The sequence below is a fragment of the Lactobacillus sp. Sy-1 genome, assembly GCF_019303535.1.
Classification (GTDB): domain Bacteria; phylum Bacillota; class Bacilli; order Lactobacillales; family Lactobacillaceae; genus Nicoliella.
This window is the reverse complement of record NZ_JACCIU010000002.1, coordinates 164,090-189,272: the sequence shown is the minus strand read 5'-3', so window position 1 is coordinate 189,272 and position 25,183 is coordinate 164,090. Positions and strand designations below refer to the sequence as shown.

At 38.7% G+C, this 25,183-nt stretch carries 26 protein-coding genes and 1 pseudogene; 9 read left to right on the top strand and 18 right to left on the bottom strand.

The window, feature by feature from the left end:
* Positions 1 to 2: 2 nt before the first annotated feature.
* Together HZL42_RS07620 and HZL42_RS07615 are read right to left on the bottom strand one after the other, a co-directional pair.
* Positions 3 to 1,138, bottom strand: a pseudogene (locus tag HZL42_RS07620) (exonuclease SbcCD subunit D).
* 37 nt (positions 1,139 to 1,175) lie between these two features.
* The gene (locus HZL42_RS07615; protein ID WP_219283058.1) at positions 1,176 to 1,817 is read right to left on the bottom strand and encodes a DNA-3-methyladenine glycosylase; all 642 of its coding nucleotides are present in this window, start codon (positions 1,815 to 1,817) and stop codon (positions 1,176 to 1,178) included.
* 117 nt (positions 1,818 to 1,934) lie between these two features.
* Between HZL42_RS07615 and HZL42_RS07610 the strand changes: the two genes are divergently transcribed.
* The gene (locus HZL42_RS07610) at positions 1,935 to 2,915 is read left to right on the top strand and encodes a ketopantoate reductase family protein (RefSeq protein WP_219283057.1); all 981 of its coding nucleotides are present in this window, start codon (positions 1,935 to 1,937) and stop codon (positions 2,913 to 2,915) included.
* A gap of 46 nt (positions 2,916 to 2,961) precedes the next feature.
* Complete coding sequence (locus HZL42_RS07605; protein ID WP_219283056.1) at positions 2,962 to 3,885, top strand: AEC family transporter; 924 nt, start codon at positions 2,962 to 2,964, stop codon at positions 3,883 to 3,885.
* 48 nt (positions 3,886 to 3,933) lie between these two features.
* Here HZL42_RS07605 and HZL42_RS07600 read toward each other — a convergent pair whose 3' ends face one another.
* Entirely contained in the window at positions 3,934 to 5,295 is a 1,362-nt protein-coding gene (locus HZL42_RS07600) for a glutamate--cysteine ligase (protein WP_219283055.1), read from the bottom strand.
* Positions 5,296 to 5,453: 158 nt separating this feature from the next.
* On the opposite strand from HZL42_RS07600, the gene HZL42_RS07595 reads away from it, so the two are divergent.
* On the top strand, positions 5,454 to 6,854 hold the full coding sequence (locus tag HZL42_RS07595) for an FAD-binding oxidoreductase (RefSeq protein ID WP_219283054.1): 1,401 nt from the start codon (positions 5,454 to 5,456) through the stop codon (positions 6,852 to 6,854).
* 32 nt (positions 6,855 to 6,886) lie between these two features.
* Here the strand turns inward: HZL42_RS07595 and HZL42_RS07590 are convergent, their stop codons facing one another.
* Entirely contained in the window at positions 6,887 to 7,483 is a 597-nt protein-coding gene (locus HZL42_RS07590; protein WP_219283053.1) for a zinc ribbon domain-containing protein, read from the bottom strand.
* A gap of 182 nt (positions 7,484 to 7,665) precedes the next feature.
* Here HZL42_RS07590 and HZL42_RS07585 point away from each other — a divergent pair, with 182 nt between their 5' ends.
* The gene (locus tag HZL42_RS07585) at positions 7,666 to 8,121 is read left to right on the top strand and encodes a hypothetical protein (protein WP_219283052.1); all 456 of its coding nucleotides are present in this window, start codon (positions 7,666 to 7,668) and stop codon (positions 8,119 to 8,121) included.
* Here HZL42_RS07585 and HZL42_RS07580 read toward each other — a convergent pair.
* The 10 genes from HZL42_RS07580 to HZL42_RS07535 all read right to left on the bottom strand — a co-directional run bounded on the left by HZL42_RS07580 (position 8,118) and on the right by HZL42_RS07535 (position 16,504).
* A complete protein-coding gene (locus tag HZL42_RS07580) occupies positions 8,118 to 9,167 on the bottom strand; it encodes a hypothetical protein (RefSeq protein ID WP_219283051.1) in 1,050 nt (349 codons plus the stop codon). The two genes, HZL42_RS07585 and HZL42_RS07580, sit on opposite strands and share 4 nt — an antisense overlap.
* Positions 9,168 to 9,282: 115 nt before the next feature.
* Positions 9,283 to 9,798 carry a hypothetical protein gene (locus tag HZL42_RS07575; protein WP_219283050.1) on the bottom strand — a complete coding sequence of 172 codons (516 nt, stop codon included), beginning with the start codon at positions 9,796 to 9,798 and terminating at the stop codon, positions 9,283 to 9,285.
* Positions 9,799 to 9,874: 76 nt separating this feature from the next.
* On the bottom strand, positions 9,875 to 10,417 hold the full coding sequence (locus tag HZL42_RS07570; RefSeq protein WP_219283049.1) for a hypothetical protein: 543 nt from the start codon (positions 10,415 to 10,417) through the stop codon (positions 9,875 to 9,877).
* Between the two features lie 100 nt (positions 10,418 to 10,517).
* Entirely contained in the window at positions 10,518 to 12,650 is a 2,133-nt protein-coding gene (locus tag HZL42_RS07565; RefSeq protein WP_219283048.1) for an AAA family ATPase, read from the bottom strand.
* Positions 12,651 to 12,716: 66 nt separating this feature from the next.
* Positions 12,717 to 12,941 (bottom strand): transcriptional regulator, encoded by a 225-nt coding sequence (locus HZL42_RS07560; protein ID WP_219283047.1) that lies wholly within the window; start codon positions 12,939 to 12,941, stop codon positions 12,717 to 12,719.
* 240 nt (positions 12,942 to 13,181) lie between these two features.
* Positions 13,182 to 13,439 carry a hypothetical protein gene (locus tag HZL42_RS07555; RefSeq protein WP_219283046.1) on the bottom strand — a complete coding sequence of 86 codons (258 nt, stop codon included), beginning with the start codon at positions 13,437 to 13,439 and terminating at the stop codon, positions 13,182 to 13,184.
* 61 nt (positions 13,440 to 13,500) lie between these two features.
* Positions 13,501 to 13,878: a hypothetical protein gene (locus HZL42_RS07550; RefSeq protein WP_219283045.1), complete on the bottom strand. Its 378-nt coding sequence runs from the start codon at positions 13,876 to 13,878 to the stop codon at positions 13,501 to 13,503.
* Between the two features lie 12 nt (positions 13,879 to 13,890).
* On the bottom strand, positions 13,891 to 15,189 hold the full coding sequence (locus HZL42_RS07545) for a Y-family DNA polymerase (RefSeq protein ID WP_219283044.1): 1,299 nt from the start codon (positions 15,187 to 15,189) through the stop codon (positions 13,891 to 13,893).
* Between the two features lie 106 nt (positions 15,190 to 15,295).
* Entirely contained in the window at positions 15,296 to 15,583 is a 288-nt protein-coding gene (locus tag HZL42_RS07540; protein ID WP_219283043.1) for a putative quinol monooxygenase, read from the bottom strand.
* 48 nt (positions 15,584 to 15,631) lie between these two features.
* Positions 15,632 to 16,504 (bottom strand): LysR family transcriptional regulator, encoded by an 873-nt coding sequence (locus HZL42_RS07535; RefSeq protein WP_219283042.1) that lies wholly within the window; start codon positions 16,502 to 16,504, stop codon positions 15,632 to 15,634.
* A gap of 120 nt (positions 16,505 to 16,624) precedes the next feature.
* On the opposite strand from HZL42_RS07535, the gene HZL42_RS07530 reads away from it, so the two are divergent.
* Both HZL42_RS07530 and HZL42_RS07525 read left to right on the top strand, forming a co-directional pair.
* Positions 16,625 to 18,292 (top strand): alpha-keto acid decarboxylase family protein, encoded by a 1,668-nt coding sequence (locus HZL42_RS07530; RefSeq protein WP_219283041.1) that lies wholly within the window; start codon positions 16,625 to 16,627, stop codon positions 18,290 to 18,292.
* A 162-nt stretch (positions 18,293 to 18,454) separates the two neighbouring features.
* Positions 18,455 to 18,853: a MerR family transcriptional regulator gene (locus tag HZL42_RS07525; protein WP_219283040.1), complete on the top strand. Its 399-nt coding sequence runs from the start codon at positions 18,455 to 18,457 to the stop codon at positions 18,851 to 18,853.
* A gap of 92 nt (positions 18,854 to 18,945) precedes the next feature.
* On the opposite strand, the gene HZL42_RS07520 is transcribed toward HZL42_RS07525, so the two are convergent.
* The 3 genes from HZL42_RS07520 to HZL42_RS07510 form a co-directional block, all read right to left on the bottom strand.
* Positions 18,946 to 20,364, bottom strand: coding sequence for a polysaccharide lyase family 1 protein (locus HZL42_RS07520; protein WP_255552609.1), 1,419 nt, complete (start codon positions 20,362 to 20,364; stop codon positions 18,946 to 18,948).
* A gap of 114 nt (positions 20,365 to 20,478) precedes the next feature.
* A complete protein-coding gene (locus HZL42_RS07515) occupies positions 20,479 to 21,078 on the bottom strand; it encodes an NAD(P)H-binding protein (protein WP_219283039.1) in 600 nt (199 codons plus the stop codon).
* 48 nt (positions 21,079 to 21,126) lie between these two features.
* A complete protein-coding gene (locus HZL42_RS07510) occupies positions 21,127 to 22,461 on the bottom strand; it encodes an MFS transporter (protein WP_219283038.1) in 1,335 nt (444 codons plus the stop codon).
* A gap of 144 nt (positions 22,462 to 22,605) precedes the next feature.
* Between HZL42_RS07510 and HZL42_RS07505 the strand changes: the two genes are divergently transcribed.
* From HZL42_RS07505 to HZL42_RS07495, 3 genes are all read left to right on the top strand, one after another.
* Positions 22,606 to 23,004 (top strand): MerR family transcriptional regulator, encoded by a 399-nt coding sequence (locus HZL42_RS07505; RefSeq protein ID WP_219283037.1) that lies wholly within the window; start codon positions 22,606 to 22,608, stop codon positions 23,002 to 23,004.
* Between the two features lie 69 nt (positions 23,005 to 23,073).
* Positions 23,074 to 23,493, top strand: coding sequence for a flavodoxin family protein (locus tag HZL42_RS07500; protein ID WP_219283036.1), 420 nt, complete (start codon positions 23,074 to 23,076; stop codon positions 23,491 to 23,493).
* Between the two features lie 13 nt (positions 23,494 to 23,506).
* Positions 23,507 to 24,358, top strand: coding sequence for an aldo/keto reductase (locus HZL42_RS07495; RefSeq protein ID WP_219283035.1), 852 nt, complete (start codon positions 23,507 to 23,509; stop codon positions 24,356 to 24,358).
* A 43-nt stretch (positions 24,359 to 24,401) separates the two neighbouring features.
* Here the strand turns inward: HZL42_RS07495 and HZL42_RS07490 are convergent, their stop codons facing one another.
* Positions 24,402 to 25,022 carry a hypothetical protein gene (locus tag HZL42_RS07490; protein ID WP_219283034.1) on the bottom strand — a complete coding sequence of 207 codons (621 nt, stop codon included), beginning with the start codon at positions 25,020 to 25,022 and terminating at the stop codon, positions 24,402 to 24,404.
* Positions 25,023 to 25,183 lie beyond the last annotated feature (161 nt).

Here is a 25,183-nt window from a genome sequence, read left to right as displayed (position 1 = left end):
TGTTATTTACCCCCGTTATTAATGGACTTTAAAGCATCTTGAGCCCACTTTAGCTGATTCTTAGTTAATTTTTGTTTGGTAATTTTTTCATAAAACCGATCTAATAGGTCCATCGGATCAGTTTGCCGAATTTGATTTGCATTGATACCGTGGGACTTAAACACCGCTGCCGAGCCATTAGCCCGCTTTAACTCGATGATATTTGGATAAATTTTTCTAAGCCGAGCCATTAAGTTAGGGATTTGATTTTGGTTGGTAAGGTTAATGCCAATATAGTCATCCCGGTTCACCGCTTCGTAATATCCAGGATCAGTTAGCTTTTCGAACGAATCAGTTAACTGCTTAACATCGCGCAGTGGTGATAATTCAAAAAAATTGGCGCTGTTCGATCCGATTGGTATCCACAACGAAAACCCCTTTTTTTCTGATTAGCCTCAGACAACGAAAACTTGACTGGAGAGCCGCTGTATTGAATATTCGGTGCCTTAATCGCATCCTTTCCATGCAGATGTCCAAGTGCAACATAATCAAAGTCCGCTAGTAATTGTTCAGGAACCGCTGATAGTCCCCCGACAGTCAACTTTGTTTCGGATTCCGTGGTTGCACTGCCCGCCACAAAGAAGTGGGAGATCAGGATGTGCTTCTTATCGGAAACGAATTGCTTCTTAATTTGTTCAACGATTGCAGCAAACGCCTCGTCAACGTGTTGAATTGATTCATCATTAAAATACTGCCGGACCTCAAATGGCTCAAAAAACGGCAGTAAGAATAGCTGTGCGTCTGCAAGTTCAACTGGTTGGAAGCACTGACTAACCTGGGTATGAATATAAAGATTAGTATCCTTAAACCAGTCGCTGCCAATCGATAAACGGGTTGCGCTATCATGGTTTCCAGCAATTGCATAAATTGGGAAGTGGTCTGCTAAATTTAATTTTTTGAGCATCCGGTTAAATAGGCCCACTGATTGTTCAGAGGGAAGGCTTCGATCGTATAAATCACCAGCGATGATAATTCCATCAACCTGTTCATCAATCGCAATTCGTTCAATTTGCTTAAACGCATTCAGTTGTTCTTCAGCCAAGTTAAAACCGTGTAATCGCCGACCGATGTGCCAATCAGCTGTGTGTAATAGTCGCATGTTAATCCCCCACTTTTTATCTGAAGTCCATCAATTATTATTTTTGCCAACCGTTATTTGCCAACGTATTCCGCTTTAACATTCCAGAAACATACGGATTACCAGCCACGTAGAAACGCAGCGGTAGTTGGGCAGAAGGTCCACTTTGATTCACCCCAATTCTAGCACCAGTAGCAACTTGACTTGGAATTAAACGATGGTCTAAATCCATTCGAATTGGGCAAGCATTAACAAATAACTGGTTCATTTTCATATCGTGAATTCCAAATGCCTCCATCAACTTTCCGGGTCCGTTAGTTAAATTAACCCCGTGCTTACTGCGGTTTTGCTCCATAATCTCAATTCCAGCACATGGTTCTCCCGCCCGAATTAAAATTCCTTGGGGAACATCTTTTCTTTGCGTTACCACATCAAAAAGATAACGGCCATGAATTGAATAAATGTAAACCGTCCCCGGTTGGCCGTAAAGGGGCTCAACCGAAGATGTTCGCCGTCCTTGATAAGCATGGGCTGTTGAGTCTTGTTCGCCTAGGTAGGCTTCTGCTTCAACAATGTATGCTGCAACGGTCCCCTTGGGACCATCGTAAATGAGCTTGCGCCCTAAACAGTCCGCAGCAATCACTTCTGTTGGCCGGTCATCAAAAAATGCTTTTACCGCTTTAATTGAATTATCTGTCATGTTAATAAATCCTCCATCAATAAATAGTATACAATTAGTCTGATTTTAATAAAAAGGTTGCATTTTAATTTGAAAGTGCTAGAATTATTAAAAATTAATTAGATTGGAGTGACAAGTATGAAATACACAGTTTTAGGCGCTGGTGCCATGGGATTAAGATTAGGGGTATTACTTCAGGAGGCTGGATTCGAAGTCGATTTTGTTGATACCTGGGAACCAGAAGTAAATACGATTAAGGAACAAGGTGGTGTGTTTGTATCAAGAGACGGTCAAGGTCGTCACTTAGTTCCAGTTAATATCTATTTCCCTGAAGAATATAAAGGCAATCCGGATGCGTACATAGTATTCACTAAGCAAATGGGCTTGTCAGAAATGTTAGAACGTTGTGCCCATTTCTTTACTGATAAGCAATATGTGGTTAGTGGAATGAATGGAATGGGGCATATTGAAAAATTTGATAAATACTTTGCTGAAGATAAGGTAATTGGAGGGACTGCTTTAATTGGAACCGTCCTTAATAAGCCTGGTGATGTTGACTTTATTGGAAAGCCCGGTGCTGGTTCAATGCACTTCGCTAACCAAACTGAAAAGCCTGATGACACCACCCATCAGATTATGGATGATTTTAAAAAAGCAAACTTAAATCCAACGTTAACGACTAACTTCATGGGAACCTTGTTATCTAAAATTATCTTTAACTCTGTGGTTAACACTCTTTGTACCATGATGAAGATTCCAATGGGTGAATTTATCCAATCCCCTACTGCTGAAAAGCTATCTCGTCAATTAATTAACGAAGCATATGACGTTTGTGAACGGGCTAATATTAAATTATTAGGGACCCGTGAAGATGAATGGGAAACCGTTAAATACGTTAGTGAAGTGGGCAATCCCCTTCACTACCCATCAATGTACCAAGACTTTTCAAAAGGCCGTCCAACTGAAGTTGATTACATCAACGGCTATATTTATGATTTAGGAGTTAAATATCATTATGAAGCTGCTACCCATGATTTCTTACGGAATTTAGTTCACCTTGCAGAATTTGCTGGTAACTTTGATCTCGCATCCTATGTCGAACAGGTCCAGAATAGCTAATTATTGATTCTGAAAAATCTAATGTTCGACACGGGAGGAAATTATTATGTTCATAAAAGTAGTTGGTGCACTATGCCCCATTATTGTCACGTTACTAGTTGGTTATTATTCTTCGTATCGGAAACGCTTTGATTTAAACGATGCATCCCGATTTAATGCATTTGTGTTAAATTTTGCATTACCCTTTAGTTTATTCGGAAGTATCATGTCAATCAAGAGCGCTACGATTATTGATAATTTATCAGTCGGATTTTGGGTAATGGTTGCCATGATTGGTGGTTATCTAATTACCTTCTTCATCTCACACTTCATCCTTAGAAGACCAATTAGTATCGCAGGAATTCGAGCACTGGCAATTAATGGACCTTCAATTGTTTACGTGGGTCCAATTATCCTAGGGACAGTTTTTCCAAAGGAAAGTGCCCTCATTATTTCATTTGGGGGCATCATTTTAAACCTTTTCCAAATGCCCCTTACGATCATCTTAATTTCAATGGATCAAAATGGTAACTCTTCATATTTAAAACACTTTGTCGCCGCTTTTAAAAAGCCGGTGGTGTTTGCCCCAATCATTGCTTCCATCCTGGTATTTATGGGCTTCAACCTTGACCTTATTTGGGTTAGAAACTTTACCGTTATTGGTGGAGCAACCAGTGGTTTAGCGTTATTCTCATCTGGAATTATCCTAGAACGGCTCAAGCCAAGTATTTCGTTCAATGTTGGTATTAACGTATTTCTAAAGTTGATTATTGTGCCAGTTATTATGTTCATAATAATGACTTTGACACACACTAGTCAACCAGTAATGACCCAAATCTTAGTTACTACTGGAATTCCTAGTGCCGCAATCATTACCACTTTTGCTAATCAATACCATGTTGCTGAAAAGGAAATGGTTTCAACCCTCTTCTTTTCAACCGTTATTTCAATCTTTACATTAGCAGCAATTATGTTAATTAGAGGAATCTAAAAAAGAATTCCGTTACTTACTTAATTAAGTAAATAATGGAATTCTTTTTTATTTAGGTTGCCAATTTCCATCAAATAATCCCTGTTTTAATTGTTCCGCACTGATATTGCCATCAGTTCCCTTAAAACCATTAAATTGGTACTTAGATTCTAGGCCATCGGATTGATATTGCTTAGCCTTTGCAATCCCAAAGTCTAATAATGAACCATCTTTAATCTGGGATACTAGGTATCCACTAAGCGTTAAATTGGGGTTATTAACCTTATCTTCAACATCATTTAACACCTCAAGGTATTCTGGTCCCAGCTCCAAGTAATTAACAAATTCACGCAATCTGGCTGTAAATTCGCGGGCTTCTGATTCATATTTACACTTGTCAGTTGGATTTTCAACCGCGACCTCTTCGTTCATCTGCTGAGCCGTAGCAAGCTCCGCTGTAACGTCATCAGTGCTAGTGGATCCTACCATGACAAAGTAGAGCATCAATAGTCGCACAAATCTTAAGGTGGTAGTCTTCAACGCAACATCAGCAGTCGGATCCAGATCAAACATTCTGAGTTCAATGTACTTAATTCCCTTTTCTTTAAGTTCGTTTAAATCCTTACTGCCCTTGAACCGTACCGCACCGTAAAATTCAGCAATCGACATGATTTTACCATCTTTAACGGCATTCATAATTTTTTCGGCATACTTTTCCACGCTGGAATAATCCACCGCAAATGAAGTGGGATAGCCGTAGCTACTCTGTCGAATGCTCCGCACCGGATGGGTTGGTCCTTCCCCGGGTTTAAAGTAGTTAGCTTGAGCCACAGGACTAGCCCCGAATAAGTAGGTCAGTAACCAACGGTACTTAATGAAGCCCTGCGCAACAATCGGATAAACGTAATTTTGAACATCCACGCTACGTTTAAATCGGGTCCCAAAGTGCTCCAATAAAAAGGCAATGATTTCATCATCAATGCTAACGTTAATGTGAACCCCACTAGGCGTTTGTCTGGAGACCCCATAACGATGGTAGAGCCCCTCAATATACTTCCGCTTTTTAGGGCTCGCCTTTGCTAATAAGGACTCATCTTTCACCTTCGGCAGTACTGGTGGCATTGATAGCGGCCATAGCATTTCATTTTTAGCCAATGCCTTTCTCAGCGTCAACGTAATTGCATATGAATAGTGCAGCGTATCTAAGTCATTTTTTGCGGGAGGCGTGACCACTTCCGACATTGTCTCCAAAAAGTCATTGGTAATCCAGGGATTAGTGGCCTCATTCCCAATATCGTGTGGATATGGTTGCGTACTAAGGTGTCCTGACTCATCAATTCGGTCCCGTTCAACCTCGATTCCAGTGCCAATTTTAGCAGCCTTGCCGACTAACCGATTTTTAATAATTGCATTCCCAATTTCATTAAACATTCATTTCACCAACCTTTTATGTATAAAACAATTAGCTAAATTTTATAACAGATAGCCAATCCTTACAATTAATAACTTCTCTTCTGAGCATATTGATTGTACAAAATCAAAAAACAGTTAAAATTAAAGTACAATTAGACTTAACCAGGAGGTAAACAATGACTATTTTTAATGCTTTTTCAAACCAAGATGTAATTACCGATTTAAAATCAGGGGCTCCTAACGCCGATATTACAACGGACCAAGCAGCGTTGGCTAAACTGGTTAGTGACTCAGACGGATTGGTCCAAAGTAATGCACAGCTCACTGCATTAGTAAGTGTCACTAATGCAGCGGATGTTAAGGCAGTTTTAGCGGTGGCTAGAAAATACCACCTGCCCGTTATTCCTAAAACGACTGGATCAAGCCTGGTTTCAGGTTCTAACGCCATCGACCGGGGCATCATGATTTCAACTGAAAAAATGAATCAAATCATCAAGGTCGATCCTGACGATCAACTAGCGGTAGTTCAACCGGGGGTCATTAATAATCAATTAAATCAGGCGGCCGATAAGGTTGGCATGCTATACGCCCCCGATCCAGGTTCGAGAACTTTTTCATCCATTGGTGGCAACACCAACACCAATGCTGGCGGTGCGAGCGCCCTGCGCTTTGGTACTACTAAGGATTCTGTCCTTGCTCTTACCGTTATCCTTGCTGACGGCAGGGAGATTCACGTCGGATCTGATACCTATAAAAACTCATTTGGGTATGACTTAACCCATTTGTTCGTCGGTTCAGAAGGAACCCTTGGAATCGTTACTGAAATCACAGTAAAGCTATTCCCAATTCCACTAGGAAAAACAATTGCTGGAGCTGCCGTATTTAAGGATTTAGATACCTTGAACCAAGCCGCAACTAGAATTCGCAATTCCGGAATTTATCCATCCCTAATGCAGGCTTACGATGTTAACATCCTAACTGCAATGGATAACCTTAACCACACTGACTACCATGAAGCTGGCCAGGCAATGCTAATCGTTAAAGTAACTGGGAGTAATGACCAGGCATTTGACGCCATTTCAGACATCTTCAAGCAATTAAACGGGGCCAAAGTTAAACTTAGTTCCGACCCGGACGAAGTAAAAGCGATTGCTGGACTAGCACTTGCAATGTTTCCAGCAATTTACTCCGATAAGCAGAGCCAATTCTTTATGTCTGATTTAACAGTACCGTTGAGCAAATTTACCACCCTCATGCAATTTGCCGACCAACTAAAGCAGCGCCTTTCAGTCGATCTCTTTACGGCAGCATACGCTGGAGATGGAACTGTCCATCCGGTCATTGGTTGGCCAAAGGATGCTAAGGATATTCCAGCTAACGTCATTGAAGCCGTTGAGCAACTTTACCGTAAGACAATTGAACTAAACGGAACTATTACTGGTGAATACTCAGTTGGTTTACTAAAAAATGAATGGTCCAATCGTCAACTTGGCGGTGAAGTTGATTATCTTCAACAACAAATTAAATCATTGCTAGACCCAATGCACATTCTAAATCCTAAACGGAAAATTAACTAAAAATAATAGGGTGCTAACTAATTAGCATCCTATTATTTTTGGTCGATCCAAACATTATATTGATCAGTCAACTCACCAATATTAGTAAGGTTGCGCTTTTGAAATGTATTTTGTTTGATAGTTAGTGGACAGGTCAGCTTAATCAAGCCCCTGGTGGAACGAATCGTGAGGACCCGTTTACCAAATCCATACCGAAAATCAAATTCTTTAATCTCTAGATCAGCAAGGTACGCATTTTTACCAGTTAGTTGGCCAGAAGCACCAATCCCGATAAACAGGATTCCATCCTTCTCGAAGGATAAAATATAAGATTTAGCAACCAGTAAATCCCAAATTAAGGCTAGGGGCTGCTTTTTATTATAGTTTTGTGCAAACACAATGTTATCAGTTCGATCAGAAAAACCCATCGATTTTTTATAGGTGGTAATTTGATTGACTTGAATATCTTCGTTCAAACTACTTGAAATAATTTCTGGTAGCTTGACGTTTAAATTATATCCGTTATTACCAGTTGGAATGCCGCCTGCTCCAATTGCATTTACCGCCCTGAAACTAAAACCACAGTTAGGGCAAACCGTGTCGTTAGCTGTAACTGGCGTTCCACACTCTGGACACTTTTTACTCTTCATTTAGTATCACCCTTCATCCGCAAAATTACTGTAACTAAAAATGAAGGAGGTTTCAATAATTAAGCAGTTTCAATTAATAATCATATGTAATTATCCCCCATTAGCGTTACATTAGTAATTATAATGCTTTAATCAGGATAATATCAATATTATTTAACCTAAACCATCAGGAGGAATTTATAATGAATCAAATCACTGGATATGAAATGGCTAAAACCGTGGAAAGAGAAATGACAACCCGGTTCAGCCTCCTAAAAACCGAATCAATTGAAATTGATCCTAAGTCAGATAACCCTCAAATTAAAATTAACCTGGTTCATAAGTTAGACCGCTTTTCGGTTCAGATGACCTTGATTGCGGAACGGCAGGAAAACAATGTCAATAATATTCACTTCACCCTCTTTAATAACGATCCTTTTTTTACCAACTTATACCATCAACAACGAAGTGAGTACGTAAAACGAAGCCATCAACTAGCTGAAGCAATGGATCCAACCGCATTAATTCCAGAGAATCTGTACCTAGTTCAGTCTGCAGATGGCCTCCCAGGGGTTGATTTTATTAAACTAACTTCATTTGTTGACGCCGTTAATTTAATTTTAACGATTTCAAATCTCTTTAAAAATCAAACTGATTAGAAATTACCTGTTATTCGCATTAACTCAGCAGGGCGCAATACTAACAATAAACCGTGTCCATGCTTATCAAATGTAATTCCTTCAAATTCACGATTAGTCTTGACGTGCACATACTTAATATCACGTCGTTTTAAGGTGTTTACCTTATTCGCAGGGATTGATAAGATACTGCCGTCTGAAACGAAGTAGAGTCGATTGTTTTTAGGGTTGTAGCCCATGCCCTGTGGAATTGGGCCGGCAGCATGTCGAATGGCCCGCCGCGCTAGATTAAAATGAACCCCCTTAGTTGAAATGGATCCATAGTAAATTTTATAGGCTCCCTGTTTAACACTTCCACCACCACTTCTTACGTAGGTGTATGCCCGCCCGTGTTTATCAAATGCCAAAACGTTATCCATCAAGCTACTATTAAATGATAACTTAAAACGAACCTGGTAATTAGGGCGCAATGTTTTTATCGATACCCGCTCCGCCTTGACATGGTAGTAAGATCCACGACCCATATTCAAAAACCAGAGTTGTTTGTTCTTTGGATTATAAGCAAGGGATTGGCCATGCCCACCATTAAAAACCGGACCCACTTTTACACCATCGACCTTCGTGTCCTTATGGTGAAGCGGAATGCCGTAGTTTTTAATTTTATGGGTATCGTAGCGCACGATAAAATCACGGTTATCCTTGAACTTAGCATTATAGTTATACATCACGTAAACGTAGCGGCCCACCCTTGCAGCACTCTGGGGAGCTGCCCAGTTAGCTGACGTGTTATGTGATAAAAAGTACGCCGTCTGAAACTTAACGTGCTTCGCCCCGGATGTAACTCGCATTCGATTAATTCGGCCTGAGCCAGGGTAATTCCCAACGGAATAGTTTTTAGGGTTTTTACGCATAATATTTTTGTTGTAAACCATCTTAACAGCCCCCCACTTCGTAATGGCAGGTTGTTTTTGGTTAACTGTTTTCATTGCATTCACGTGACTTCCGGTGGCCATTATAAATAGTCCCATCAGTGCTAACATGATTGAAAAGCGTCTTATGTAAATCATGATTCCATCTCCAAATAAAAAACATATAAAATCTATTATACATTGGTTAATGGATTTTGTTTTTACAATTGCATTAAAAAATTCTGGTTCAACGTTCGAGCCAGAATTTTTTTGGTTAGTATTTAATTTTAGTCTTGGTCGTGAAGTGAACAAGTTTATCAGACTGCTTGTAATATTCATCCATGTATTGCCACTTAGTAGCCTTCTTTTCAGAGCTAAAGTATAACTTAATTTTATGGTTATTAACTAGCTTAGCTTTATAATGGAAGTAATTTTTACCACCCTTTGAATTTAAGTAGTAAGTATTCCCCTGCTTAGTATAATTCAGCCCGCTGTTAACGCCGCTACCACCCTCAGCGTTAAACATGCTAGCTGGCTTAGTCTTAGTCTTATAAAACAATCCTGATTCATCAGTTGATTTAGACCCAACATACCAAATTGATCTTTGATAAAGTGAATCTTTGACCCGTAACGTCTTCTTTAATTCCTTCATTTTAGTGATCCAAGTTCCCCTAAGGGCCTTTGGGGCTCCCTGATGAACAGTCGTTTTAGCGTTTGCGGATGGCGTAATAACCCCGCCGAGTAAAGTAACCGCTAGCGCTGGTAACAATAATCGTTTTAATTTAATCATCTAATTTAATCTCCTTAATAGTAAATCAATTTATCTATATTTTATTATATAAAAAGTATTAATTCAAAAAAAGGAACTATTTAATCTGGTATAGACACCAAATCATTTGAGGGACAATCAGTTTTAACGTCCGATAGTTATCATTGTCATATGGTTTAAAGTCCGGATAACTGAAAATTGCGTACTGGTAATCAGCCTGCAAAAACGTACTTAGTGCTAACGGCTTACTAGTAACAAAGTTAATCTGATCCTTATTAACACTAGGTAACTCCCGATTCAAGATTCCAATCGTCGATGGATGAATAATTGCCCGCCCGTTATTTACAGATTGGTTTTCAACCAAAGCCATCTGCTTTAAGGGATGGTTAAAACAATTAATAATTGATAGTTGCTGACCGTAAATTAAATTGTAGTCCGTCCAATTCGTTCCATCTGAATTTCGATAGGCAACCGGGACTAAAAATAAATCACCATGATACCGGGCAATTTTGGAATAGATATCCTGAAACGATGGGTGGAGGACAAGTTGATAGTCCTTAATAATTGGAAAATGAATTTTCGCATATTGGTAGGCGCTATAACTATCCGTTGTCTCGGGACCAAGGGTATGAATTTTCAAATTACTAACCTCTTTTATTAAAATGTAGTTATAATTATAATCTTTATGTAATAAAAAAGCACTGGTTATTCAACCAATGCTTAGATAATTATTAAACTAATTATTTTTGATCTGATTCTGATGATTCAGTAGCTTTATCATCGTCAGTCCGTTCAGTAATCACTAACTTACCATCTTTAACGGATGCAAGAAGGTGTTTAACATCAGTGTGGTCAAGGTAGAAATCAGTGATATTATCTCTGATTTGTTGTTCAACCACTCGCCGAAGTGGACGAGCACCCATTGCTTCATCATAACCTTGTTCAATCAATAAATCCTTGGCTTCTTCGGTTACGTGAACGTCCATTCCCTTCTTAGCTAAGGTCTTATTAACGTCTGATAACATTAAGTTAACAATTTGCTTTAAGTCTTCCTTAGTTAAGTGTGAAAATTCAACAATGGCGTTAAATCTATTCAAGAACTCAGGTCTGAAGTATGGAGCTAACTTCTTTAGAATGTCGTCATCAGTCTTCTTGTCACCAGTAAGTTGTTCATTTCCAAACCCAGCATTTGAAGTTGCGATGATAACGGTATTCTTGAAGTTAACGGTGTTTCCTTGAGCATCAGTTAACCGACCATCATCTAGCACTTGAAGTAAAAGGGTTAGCACTTGTGGATTAGCCTTTTCAATTTCATCTAGTAAGACGATTGAGTAAGGATTTCTCCGTACTTTTTCAGTTAAAGTGTTATTAGTGTCATTGTAACCAACGTATCCAGCACTGGCTCCGATTAACTTAGAAACCGCAGTAGCATCAGAATATTCAGACATATCTAGTCTGACAATTGCACTCTTGTTACCGAACATATCGAGGGCTAATTGTTTTGCTAACTCAGTCTTACCAACACCGGTAGGCCCAACGAATAAGAAACTTCCAATTGGCCGATTTCCTTCATCAAATCCAGCCCGGTTCCGACGAATAGCCCGAGCAACGTCTTCAACCGCTTCGTCTTGACCAATTACCTTACCACGAAGTCTAGAATCCATTCCCTTTAGCCGTTCAATATCACTAGAACCCATCTTAGCAACCGGAATTCCAGTTAATCTTTCAACGGATTTAGCAACGTCATCAACAGTTGCAGTAGCCTTCTTTTGATCACTACTGTCGTCTAACTGTGCCTTTAAGGATTCAATCTTGTTTTGGTGCTTTAAAGCTTCTTCGTAGTTTTCTTTATCTGCGGCAGCTTGCTTAGCATCGGTTTCCTTCTTGATGTCTGCTTCGATTTGCTTTTGATCAACAACTGGATGTTGAGCAGCTAAGTGAGCAGCAGTCATATCAATTAAATCGATTGCCTTATCAGGTAAGTGTCTTTGAGGGATGTATTGATCAGAAAAATCAATTGCAGCCTTTAAAACCTTATCTGGTAATTCGACGTTGTGATGCTTTTCATATAATGGACGAATTCCTTCCAAAATTCTGAAAGTAATTTCATCTGAAGGAGCCTTTACCTGTACTTCGTTGAAACGACGAGCCAATGCAGCATCCTTCATAATTGTATTTCTATATTCATCTTGAGTGGTTGCTCCAATAATTGAAATTTCACCACGGGATAATGCAGGCTTGATAATGTCAGCTAACCCCTTAGAGCCACTTTCGTCACCCGTATTACCAGCACCTAGAATTTGATGAATTTCGTCAAAGAATAGGATTACATTACCCTTGGCCTTAACTTCCTTAATCAAATTTTGGATGTTTTGTTCAAAACTACCACGGTATTGAGTTCCAGCTTCAAGTCCAGAAATATCAATACTAATAATTTCCTTGTTCTTAATTGCTGCTGGAACATCACCCTTAACGATTGCCTGGGCTAGTCCTTCAACAACAGCAGTCTTACCAACTCCAGCATCACCAACTAGTACTGGATTATTCTTAATCCGCCGAGAAAGGACTTCAGCAGTTTCTTGAATTTCTTTTTCACGTCCAATAACTGGATCTAATTTCTTGTCACGGGCTTCTTGGGTTAAGTTACGCCCTAACTTTTCAAGAATGCCACCCTTAGCATTCTTTTCACCTTGTTGTGGTTGGCCACTTAACTGGCCATTTTTTTGTAGTTCAGCAAATTGTTCAGGGGTTAGTTCCTGGCCATTCACTGAGTAGCGACGTTGAACGTCACCAGTATTATGATTGTTAAAAAATTGATTGAAAATATCATCGAATCCATCATTACCAAATGGGTCATTAGAAAATCTAGCCATAAAAACATTCCTCATTTCTTATTTATTAAATTAAAATTTTTTATTTACAATGTTTTAAATTACTGGTTACAATCCTAAGTAACTCTCCTCAAGTCTCTTGAGAACTTCCCACATTTTTAAATGTTGAGCAATAGCAATCGCTCGTAAATCACGTAAATTTATTGAAGTCGAACTAGATTGCTGTTTATTAAAAGATTTATGAAGTGTGGTGTATCCAAATCCAGATGCTTTTGCAACTCGATAAATAGATAGGTTATTGTCGTCTAAGTACGCTTTTATATTTATTTTCATAATAATCCGCCTCGGTTCGACTATACAATAACACATTTTGTACATAACACAAGTGTAAACCAGAATTTATTAATTAATATCATATAAATTAAATCAAAATTGTTTATTAATTTTTGTTCATAATTTAATTTACATATATTACTATATCACTTATTTCATATAACACAAATATAAAGCTCACAAAAAATAATGTTTTTGAAACAAATAAGATATTATTAGCAAGAATGCTATCATAGCGGGCTATTCTTTATTATCCAACCGTAAATATTTATAAAGAGATATTAAAAAAATAATTAATAATGCACACCCAAATAATAACGATAACCACATTCTGATTATTTCACCAGAAGGTGTTCCAATAATGTCTGACTTTAAATCACCACGATAAAGGTGACTTAAATAATAATAATTTTTATAACATACCCTAGCATTAAAAAATAAAATAATTGATATGATGGGCGAAAAAACCGCAAGTGCCAATAATCCGTATTTTTTCATAAGCAATTCCTTCTTTTCCAATTAGTTCACAAATTAATTGTAAACCAAAATTCAAAAAGTATCACTGATTTGGAATAAAATGAACATTCCGAATTGAATCAGTAGCAAACGATTCAATCCCATTTGAAGTCCGGATAAATAATTGATTTGATTGCACACCCTTTACCATCCCCTTGACTTCAATGGGCTGATCGTGATCCCAAAAGTTAATTTGAATTGCGGTTGGTAGGTGTTCATCTAAGGATTGCCGAACTAAGTCCCTAATAACATTAATTGACTGTTGAGGACGGGTAACCGTTGCTGCTAGGTGTTTTTCTCGTTCAATGTATGCAGTATGGTCGCTTAGCATAAACCCCTGCCATTTCATCATTCCCCGGTCGTGAAAATCATTATCAATAAACCGCTGTGCAGTTTCGTCGCTAACTGGATGCTTAATCATAATGTGCCCCTCCTATTTAAATGAATTTCCACCATTATGGCCACCCACCAAGTTACTCCGTGTAATTCTGGTAGCTCCCCGTTTAAGATTATATGGATGCATAATTGAATTGGTGCCAAATTTATCACGAATTTGATCAACTATCTTATCCAAGTCATGTCTTTTGACTTGGGATGATAATGAATCAAAGAGGTTAATTTGTTCGCCATGCTCATCAACTAGTCCACCATAGTTCACCGCAATATTACGTACACTTTCCCCATTCCAATACTTATCAAACATTGATAACAGCACTTTAATTAGTTCCGCCGTACTATCAGTGACATCGATTTTTTGGGAATGTGCAAATCCCTTTCCAAGCCCATCCGACTGGGCAGCAAAGCTAAAACCAACCCGTAGATGCACCTTAGTCGCCTGTTTATGCTGATGCCTCAGCCGTGCAGCAACCTGTTCGCCAATCTCTCTAATTACAACCTTAATTTCCTCAGCATGGTGATAATCATGGGATAGCACTTGTGAATTACCGACACTTTTGGACTTGGCCTTAACGGGCTGATCTAGTTGGGCTCTATCAATCCCATTTGCTAAGGCAAATAGTTGCCCGCCTATTACCCCAAATTCTTGCTGTAGGTAGTAGGGATCGGTATTCGCTAAGTCACCCATTGATTCAATTCCAATCTCATTTAAGTGCAGAGCTGTCCGCTTTCCGATACTCCAAATCGAACTTAAATTCGTAATCGGCCAAATTGTTTGAGCAAACGTCTCATAATTTAGTTCACCAATCATGTCGTAATCATGCTTAGCTAAGATATCTAAAGCCAGCTTTGCTTGCATCGGATTTTCACCAATTCCAACGGTCGTATACAAACCTAGTTCCTTTTTTACCGCTAATTGAATGGCGCGGGCTACCGATTTATGGGTATCTCCAAATAATCGCCATGACTTAGTCATGTCAATAATTGATTCATCAATCGAATAGGGATAAACATCGGCCTCAGCGGCAAAGCGTCTAAAAACATTATTAACCGCTAGATTTTTTTCGATGTATAAGTTCATTCTAGGTGGCACAATAATCATCCGGCCGTCATTAGGCAAGTCGCGTTTCCGGTCAACGTTTTTCAAGTGATAAAGCTTTTTAGCTTGCGGAGAAGTCGCCAGAATCAATCCGCCGTTAGTATTATCATTTTCGGATAGGACTACTAAAACCGATTTCATTGGATTTAATCCTAACTTAATGCTTTCGACGCTTGCATAGAATGACTTATTATCAATTACCATAAATACCCCGTGCGGCTCTTTCAGATAGTCCAATATTTATCCCTCCTTCATTTATAGTACTATTATACGAACAAATGTTCTTAAACGCAATTCATCTAAACAAAAAAGCCGCCATTTTAAAAATGACGACTTAATCAGACTATTGCTCAGGATGCATAAATAATAACTCCGGCTTTTCAGTAACGTAATCACCAATGTGATCCTTAAAATTATTCAAATGTGGTGTGGCTAGGTGAGCATCCAAACTAGCTTGGCCATCCCAATGTTCCAATATTAAGTACTGATTTTCGTTGTTGACATCTTGGTAGTGACCGTAAGCTAAGTTGCCCTTATCATGCAATGACTTAGTAACTAAATCATCGATAAAGCTCAGATATTCATCCCGTTTATTAGGATCAATCGTAATTCTAACGTTTACAACAATCATTCTAAATTCCTCCTAAATTGGTATTCACTTAATTGTAGCATAATCAAATCAGCCATTAATCAAAAGCGCTCTCAATACTTGCATTGGCTTAGACAACGGCGTCGTCTTTAAAGTAATTAGGCCCATTCGTAATTTTAATGGGGCATTGTTAATTGGGATTACCGTTACCATTTTAAAATCATTAGTGCTCAAAAAAGAACGGGGAATCACAGTTAGGGCGTTGGTATTAAGCACCATGTTAATACAACTTTGGTAGTTATTAAGTTCGAATTGGTAACTAGGAATAATCAACTCCTCGGCAAAGAAACGGTCTAACATCCTCCGGACATAATAATCATCGGATAAAACCGCTAGCTCCATTTGAGATAACGTAGTTAAATCAATTGAGGTTCGCTGGCTGAGCAACGGATTGTTCTTACTTCCAACGACTAGTAAATCATCGTTTAAAATGAAGCGGTTAGTAAGTTCGTTATCATTAACGGGCAGGTAAGTAACCCCCAGGTCTAGTTCACCAGCCTTAAGTTGTTGGACAATTTTTGCCGACTGCAACTCCTTTAAGTGCACACTTAAGTTGGGAAATGCTACTTTCAAGGCCCTCAAATGTTTATAAACCATTTGATTACCCGAAATCCCAATCCTTAAACTGGCATTATTGGGATTTTGAATTTGTTCCACTGATGCTGATAATTCATCTATTTGACGAAGGACCTTCACAACGTGAATCATAATCTGATGACCATCTTTAGATAGGACAATGTTGCGGCCCTGTTTTTGAAATAGCTTTAGATTTAAATTAGCCTCTAGCTGATGGATTTGCTTACTCAAAGCGGGCTCGCTAATGTATAATTCATCCGCTGCCATGCGGTAGTTTAATTTTTGGGCAAGGGTATAAAAATATCGTAATTGATTTAGCGTAAACATTCTTTAATCGCACTCCAATGATAACCAAAAGTTAATAACATCTTAACACAATGAATATTGTTGGGAAGTTCGTTTTTAAATAAACTAGAATCATTCAAATAATTAAAGGAGCGGATTAAAATGTATACACTTGCGGATTACTTAGTAGATGTAATTAAATTTATGAATTGTGACGAGGTTTTTGGGGTCCCTGGTGACTACAACCTGGACTTTTTAGATCACATCGTTGAGCGTGATGACATGCACTGGGCTGGGAATGCAAATGAATTAAACGCAGCTTATATGGCAGATGGATACGCTAGAAAACGGGGCTTTGCTGCCCTGGTGACTACTTTTGGAGTTGGGGACTTAAGTTCTGACAATGGACTAGCAGGCAGCCTCGCAGAAAATGTTCCGGTATTATCGATTGTTGGCGCTCCCAAAACCACCAATATGGAAAAGCACCTGTTAGTTCACCATAGCTTTGGGGATGGTGATTTCGATCGATTTACCGAAATGCACCGGGTCTTAGGATTAAACACCCGTGATTTAACGTTTGACCATCCAGTTGACGACATTAATGAACTGGTCCAATCAATGATCAACACTGGCAAACCAGCTTACCTAACGCTTCCAATTGACGTTGCCAAGATGCCAGTTAGCGAAAAGTTACGTGACTTGATTCCTAGTCAATTTAACCTAGGAGCTACCCAGACTCCAGAAACAAATCAACTGGTTGACACGATTATGGAATTTATGAATCAGTCTAAGCATCCGCTAGTATTAGTGGGACACGAACTAAAGCACCTCCATTTGGGAGCTTCAATTGCTAAGTTTATCCAGAACAACCAACTGCCGTTTACCGATTTGGCACTCGGTAAAGCCGCCGTAGACGAAGGATTACCACAGTTCATCGGCACCTATAACGGAGCGTTATCAACCCCTAAGATGAAGTCAATCGTGGATTCAGCTGACCTCGTTTTAAGCATTGGCGCCAAGCTAACTGATTTCGTAACCGCAATGTTTACCCAGAGTTTTGATGACCGGAAAATGATTTCGATTAACAATGAGTCCGTTGATATTCTGGGGGTAAGTAACCATTACATGAATAACTATAATTTTAAATCAGTGGTCACTAAGCTTGCCGAACAAAGCCTCTCTAGCCCCCGCGACTTTGAATTCCAAGCTGACCCAGTTGAATCCCTAAAAACAACTGATGCCCCACTTTCTCAAGATTTTTATGACCAAGCTTTGATGGCTGCCACTACCTCTGGCGAAACGTTAGTTGCAGAGTCAGGAACCTCTTTCTCTGGGTTATCACCACTAACCCTCAAGCCCAAGATGGATTTTGTTGCCCAACCACTATGGGCATCAATTGGGTATGCATTTCCCGCAATGATTGGTAGCCAACTAGCTGATCCCAAAAGTCGCCACATCTTGTCAACGGGAGAGGGTTCTCTTCAGTTAACAATTCAAGAGTTAGGAATGCTTATCAAAAATAACTTACACCCAATTATTATCATCATTGATAATCATGGATACACTGTTGAAAGATTGATTCACGGCATGAATGCAGTATATAACGACGTGCCCAGCTTAAACTACACCCTCATGCCCAAGGCGTTTGGCGCTAGTGATGATCAATACTTAGCGTTTGACGTTAATACTGAAAATGAGTTCACAACCGCCCTTCAAGAGGCAAAGAACCATCCTGAAAAACTAATTTTAATCCAAGCCCATATGCAATTTAACGATTCACCAGCATCATTATCAGAAATGGGTGAACTGATTTCCAAACGGAATAACTAATTTAAAGGCTTAGCGAAGATAATCAATCTCCTTCGCTAAGCTTTTTATTTATTAATGCTGCCAAATAGCTTAAAGTTAAAGTTAGAATAACCATTATTATCGATTGACTTAAAGTGAAGTTTAAGGCGTATTGTTTATGTTTAAGAAGGAGGAGCTAAGTTTATGAATATTAAACAAGTTAGTGAAATTACTAATGTGCCTGCATCCACCATTAGGTACTATGAAAAAGAACATATTATTCCATACGTTGAAAGAAGTAATTCTGGAATTCGTGACTTCGATGAACACTTAATTCGGCGGATCAACTTTGCCAAGACCATGCGGGCTGCTGGAATGGAAATTGATGAATTGAAAAAGTATATTTACCTTTTCGATCAGGTCCAAAATAGTGAAAATGAACAACTTGCTCTGTTAAAGCAACAACGCGAAATTATGGAAGAAAAACGGGATGATATTCAAGCTGCAATTGACCATTTGGACTACAAAATCAGTCACTTTGATAATCACATGCTTGCAACTGAAAGGGAATTAAGGGCACTGGAAAAGAAGCATCTCAAATAGATTAATGCATGATAAATAGAATAACAATAAAATCCCTGCTAAGTTCAAATCAACCTAGCGGGGATTTTGGTGTTGCAATTTAATTGAGTTAATTATTTATCATTTCCACTGTTGTTTAAGACGTTTGCCTTAACTTGATCAGCACTAATGGCGGTAACATTATCGTTAACCGCACTATCATTTCCATTCGTTGTGCTGAGCGTAGTGCCATTAAAGACGTTGCCAACGCTAGTGATGTTATTTCCACCATCATTTTCAACGAGGTGGCTATTTGAAACCCCACTTGAATCCACAACGTTATTCCGAGCTAAGATCGTTGATTGGTGTCCGGAACCAATTGCGTAACTAAATTTATAGGCTGTATCGCCGTTGTTTTGGTAGTAATTATTAACCACGTCAACAACTCCGTATCTAACCCGTGGCATTCTTTGGATGTCGTTTAAAAAGTAGTTATCTGCAATTGTTACGTGTAATTTCCCGCTATCACTGGTGTCACTGTCGGAGCTACCAATTAACATCGTCTTATCATGATCAGCAAAGATATTGTAGTTGGCAGTGACATAGTCCGAACCATCGGTAATATCAACTAGTCCATCGTGTTGTTGATATTGACGACCATAGTAAGTTGCTGCATTCGCATCGGAAGTTGTTCCATCTTCAAAGTGGTTGTGATTTAACCAAACGTTTGTTGCACCCTTTAGTGATACCGCATCGTACTGGGAATTCCAATTCCCAGTGCTGCCATCTGTAGGATCCCATTGCGGGAAGTAGTCAACTGGTGCAATCATATGTAGATTTTGCAGGATGACATTATTACTTTCCACCATGAAGTTAACATTTGAAAGGGTTACGCCCTTTGCCCCAATGATTGTTGTATTACTTGGGACATCAACTTTAACATTCTTTCCCTGGTTATCTTCAGCTTTTTGACGGGCTTGTTCTTGGGTTCCGGAAGGCTTGTTTTTACCATAAGTGGATGGATTGTAAGCATTTAAGTATGAATTTAAGTCGTAGCCAGTTTCCCGAGCATAACTAGCTGCTGTATTTCCATTGTTCCCATCAATATTTCCTTCAATGTAAACAATTCTAGGGCCGCTAATCTTAGAACTTAAAGCGCTCCTAAGGTCTTGTAGCGTACTAACGTGGAAAGTATTTGCGGTCGTTGCCCCAGTTCCACCAGTAGCTTTGGAACCATACCCTACCGCACCTGAAGTAGTAACAGTTGGGGTCGTTTGACTGGTTGGCGTTGAATTATTTGAGCTACTGTTTTTGGATTGGTGCGTCTTATTGTTCTTAGTATTCTTGTTGATCTTACTATCCTTGTTATCCATATTGGAGTGAGACTTAGATTGATGACTCTTCTTTTCATGATGACTCTTTTTAGCCTGCTTGCTAACTTTCTCATCGTGATGATGGGATGAACTAGCATTAACTGCTAACGGCTGAATCGCTAACGTCCCTAAAACCATTGCTGAACAGAGGAGCGAAACCCGATTTGTAAATTTTTGCATAAATATAGCCGCCTTTTTTATAATATTTAATAAATATCCGCTCAATAACATAACATCCGTAATTACAAAAAGAAAGTGCTGTAATAAAAATTTAATTTTACTACAGCACTTAAATTATGGTCGGTTAATCCCAATACTGGTCTGATTGTATAGGTCCGGATTATCAATAATTTTGGTCACTAAATCAGCAATTGCTGCTCGTGAAACATCATGACCGCCAAATGGTTCGGTCTTGCTAGTAACTTCATATTCATCGTTTCCGTTGTCAAACCAACCGGGGCGAATAACGGTATAATTAAGGCCACTATCAGCAACAATATCAGCTGCATCCCGATACGGTTGTAAAATCGGATTGTTAGCTAGGTTCCCACCTGCACCGACAGATGCTGGAATTTCATTATAAATTCCCATTGAGCTGATAAAGATTAACCTTTCGCTTGGATAGGCTTGTAAAGCATTTACAATTGAAGTTGCCATTTGGGATAATGGTCCACTTAGCGCTACAAAAACTGCATCTTGATTTTTTAACCCAGATGCTAAATCTTCTTGATTTAAAACATCGCCATCAATTAATTTAACGTTATTCGGATCCCAATTTAAGCTAGTTGCTGAACGAGCAAACAGGGTTAATTCATAGTTATCATTACTAATCAATTGGTTTGTTAAGGTCCGGCCCAATGAACCCGTGGCCCCAATAATTAAAACTTTTTTCATTTTATCACCTCATTGATTTTCATTATAACGATTAAAGCTAACTTTAAGTCAATCTTTATTTGCCGCCCGTTTAATTAATCCAGCTGCAATGATGGTCAAAATCCCCACCACAACTAAAATCATAAATTCATGTTGGTACTGAGCAACTGGCGTGGCAAGAATCGAAGAAAGTGCCACCACCATTGAAAGAATAACTGATGCACCGAGTTGATGGAATACATTCACCGCACTAGAAGCTGCTCCAGCAATTTGATCGTCGGCATGCGCCACCCCAGCTGAGGTTAATGGACCAAATGCTAGTCCCTGGCCAATCCCAAAAATCACCATTGGAATAGCAACCCCAATTAAATATCCGTGTTCTAATCCAATTATGAATTGTAGGATTACACCAATGACAGTAATCGATACTCCAATTAGCAGTAGCGTATTATTTGATACACGATTAGATAGTTTAGACTGGATCAAACCAAAGATAAACTGTGGAATCGTCTCAGGCATAAATGCTAATGCTGACATTAGTGGTGTGTATCCATAAACCTGTTGCAACGTTTGAGGAACCAAGAAGAAGTAAGCAATCGCAATTCCAGCAAATAAAAATCTAGCTACGTACGCCCACCTACGTTCAGGATCAGCAAATAGTTTGAACGGCATCAGTGGATTGGACTTTCGTTTTTCAATTATTACAAATAATGCTAACAATCCGATTGAAATTAAAAATGATGGTAATCGATAACTAGAACCGTTAATACTATAAACTAATAGGAACAATCCCACTACAGACAATAAGGTCCCTACGTAATCTAAGTGGGCATCCCTGGTTCTTCCCTTTTGAATAAAAATCATAGCTAAAATAATTAATCCAATTCCAATTGGAACGTTAATGTAAAATCCCCATCGCCAGGAAACGTAGGTGGTAATTAAGCCCCCTACAATAATTCCAATGCTGGCACCAATTCCTGCGGTCACCCCGTAGTATGAAATCGCTTTTTGCCGGGTTTCACCTTCATAGCTATCCAGTAACAATGCTAGGGTCGTCGGCGCTAAGATCGCGGAGCCAATTCCTTGCAGCGCTCGCATTAAAATAATCATGGTTCCCGAAGTCGAACTCCCGACTAAAAACGATCCTAATGTAAAAATAATAATTCCAATAATCAGGATTACCTTGCGTCCATATAAATCACCTAGCCGTCCACCTAGTAGTAATAAACTCCCAAACATCAATGCATAGATATTAGTGACCCAGCTAACATCTGCCTTAGACATCCCTAAGTCAGCAGCGATTTTCACCGTACTAGTGAATACAACTGAGTTATCTAATAAAATTAAGAAGTAACTAACTAGAATAATTGGCAATACCATGCCGAATCTACTCTTGGTTGTCATTTTATCATTCTCCAATCAATTTCAGAATGGATTTATTGTAGACCTTCAAGTCGACTTGAATGCAAGTATAAATTTTAAATTAAACCACTTGCATTCAAGTTCACTTTAAGGATTAAAATGTAAATATGAATTGAGGTGTTCGAAATGAATATAAATGAAGTTAGTAAAAAATACCATGTTGATAAAGCGACGATTCGCTTTTGGGAAAAAGAAGCGGTAATGCCACCGGTCCCCCGCGATCAAAATGGGTATCGAAACTTTACAAAATTTAATGAAGAGTGGATTCACTTTATTATTGCATTAAGAAAGGCTGGAATTTCAATTCCCTCCCTTAAACAATACACCAGTTTAATTATTGAGGGTGACAGTTCGATTCCAAAACGCAAGGCAATTCTACAAGCCCAAGAGGATAAAATTAATCAAGAAATTAACGACTTAATTCAAACCAGGGACTACTTGCACAATAAAATTAAGCGGTATGGCACCCACCTCCTCCAATATGAAAAGAAGAATTTAAACCATCTGAACCAAAAACAGGGTTAAATCATTTGCATTCAAGTCGGCTTTAAGGTTTAGAATAGCATCATTCTTAAACGAAGGGAGCTTTAACAATTGGAAAATTTATTTATTAACGCCAGTAAGGATCCAAATGGATTAACCGAAGAGTTAGTTAAACAAAGATTAAACATTGATCAATATGAAACCATTAACCTCGTGGAATACATGATTTACCCACTTGGTCAAGAAATGCGGCCTGGCGATCAGTTCAAAACTGTTTGTGATCAAGTTAAACAGGCTCACACCATTATTGTTGGTACCCCGGTGTATTGGTCTTCTATGTCCGCATACATGAAAATTTTAATTGATCGAATGACCCAGGTAATGGGGCCTAATAATCCGTTCGCTGGAAAAGACCTTTACCTAATCATCGATGGTATGGAACCATCAGATACAATTCAACATGTTACCCACGTCTGGGAGCACGTTGCCGGTAGATTCGATATGCAATTAGTTAAAGTGGTTCATAATTAGGGAGGAAAAACAAATGACTGAAAATCAAATTCAAAGTGAAATGCCTAAGTTAGGTTTTGGGGTCTTTCAAGTACCCAATCAAGCAGATGCTAAGCAAGCAGTAATTAACGCCGTAAAGACCGGTTATCGCTTAATTGATACCGCAGCTTCTTACCAAAATGAAATTGGTGTTGGGGAAGGAATCCAATCGGTAATTGATGCCGGATTGGTTACCCGTGATGAATTATTCATTACCACTAAGTTATGGGTTTCAGACGTTACTGCTGATCGTGCAGCTGATGCAATTGATAAATCACTAAGCAAACTTAAATTAGATTACCTAGATTTATTATTAATCCATCAACCATATAACGATATCTTTGCTGCATGGCGGGCAATGGAAGCCGCTCAAAAGGATGGGAAGGTCAAACACATTGGAGTTTCTAACTTTGACAATGCCCAAATCACTAACTTAATGGAATTTAACGAGGTAAAACCAGCCGTAAATCAAATTGAAGTTAATCCATTCTTCCAAAATAATCAACAAGTTGCATTCTTGCAAGCTGAAGGAATTCAAGTTGAAGCCTGGGCCCCATTTGCTGAAGGGCGTAATCATCTCTTTGAAAATCCAGTTTTAAAGGCAATTGGTGATGCCCACAATAAATCAATTGGCCAGGTTGTATTAAGATGGCTCGTGCAAAGAAACATTATTCCACTTGCTAAGTCGGTCCGCCCTAGCAGAATGGCGGAAAATATTGATGTTTTAGACTTTGAATTAAATTCAGATGAAATGAATCAAATTAGCAAATTGGACACCAATGTTAGCCAATTCTTTGACCACGCTAATCCAGAACAAATCCGCAGAATTGCAAGTTTTAAGCGTTAATTAAAAATGAGGATCCTGATCTTAATCAGAACCCTCATTTTTATTATTTAACCTTTGCAATTGCCTTAGCAAGTGCAAAAAACGCATCTTTTTGCGCATTTAATGAATTTTCGAATGGTGTTTTATCCACTCCGTTCGGCTGCGCCTTGGTAGCAGCCTCAGACTTACTTACCACCATTTTATATTCACTAGCACTTAATTGACTTTTGAACATTTTTTTAAAATCATTAAGTAGATTATAGTTAATTTCATCATAAGTAGTAAAAACATTTAAATTATTTTCAGGATCCGCGTCACTAAACTCATCCTTAGTGGTCATAAAGTTAGCAATCGCCAGGACGGATTGTGCGATTCCCTTATATGAATTTGGATAGCTAACTGAACTCCCAGCGCTGGGACCTTTAACATAGAGGCTCTTAGTTGGTTTTGACTTTATCCCTTGAATAGTAACCCGGTCATAGTACAACTTAATCATTTGGTTATAGCTATTAATGTAGCGATTCACCTTACTCATCCCAGATAGTGAGTTATTTTTTTGTGCCTTTGTTTTAGCAGCACTTACTTGAATTGGTTGGACGACATTGACTATGGAGCCAGTTGTAATGCTAACAATTGCTAGTGGTAAGATCATTTGATGGATTAGTGATTGATTTATTTTTTTCATGTCTAACACTCCTAAGTTAGTTGATAATTATAATATATCATAATTATTAACTAACGATTTTTTAAATAGGAATTTAAAGTGCTTAGTTTTATCCAAGTCAAATTACTTTCTTTCCATTAGATTCCTCCATCAGTTTTAGTCCTGCAATCATATAACCCATC